1 protein-coding gene is annotated in these 455 nt (G+C 42.6%); it reads left to right on the forward strand.

Annotation, left to right across the window (positions count from 1 at the left end; genetic code table 11):
• On the forward strand, positions 1 to 455 hold a 455-nt coding region (locus AB4486_RS25970; RefSeq protein WP_372119622.1), incomplete at both ends, for an MFS transporter.

Here is a 455-nt window from a genome sequence, read left to right on the forward strand (position 1 = left end):
GGTTCAACCATTGCTACCGGTCTGGTACCAAAAGAAAAAGCCGCCAGCGCCATTGCGATTATGTTCACTGGTTTAACCGTGGCGTTAGTCACAGGCGTGCCGCTTGGGACATACATAGGTCAAACCTTTGGCTGGCAATCAACCTTCTTAGTTGTTGCGCTATTAGGTTTAATCGCATTAATTGGTAGTGCTTTCTTAGTACCAAATAACTTAAAACAACCTGCTGCAGCTAAGCTTTCATCGCAGCTTAAGGTATTAACTCAACCTAGATTATTACTGGTTTATGCGATTACTGCACTGGGTTATGGCGGCACTTTTACAGCATTCACTTTCCTTGCTCCTATTTTGCAGCAAGAAACTGGCTTTAGTGCGAATGCAATTAGTCTAATTATGTTGGTTTATGGAGTCTCAGTTGCGATTGGTAATATTTGGGGCGGAAAAATGGCCGATAAAAT

Source organism: Vibrio sp. 10N.222.55.C6, from assembly GCF_041473395.1.
Classification (GTDB): Bacteria; Pseudomonadota; Gammaproteobacteria; order Enterobacterales; family Vibrionaceae; genus Vibrio; species Vibrio crassostreae_C.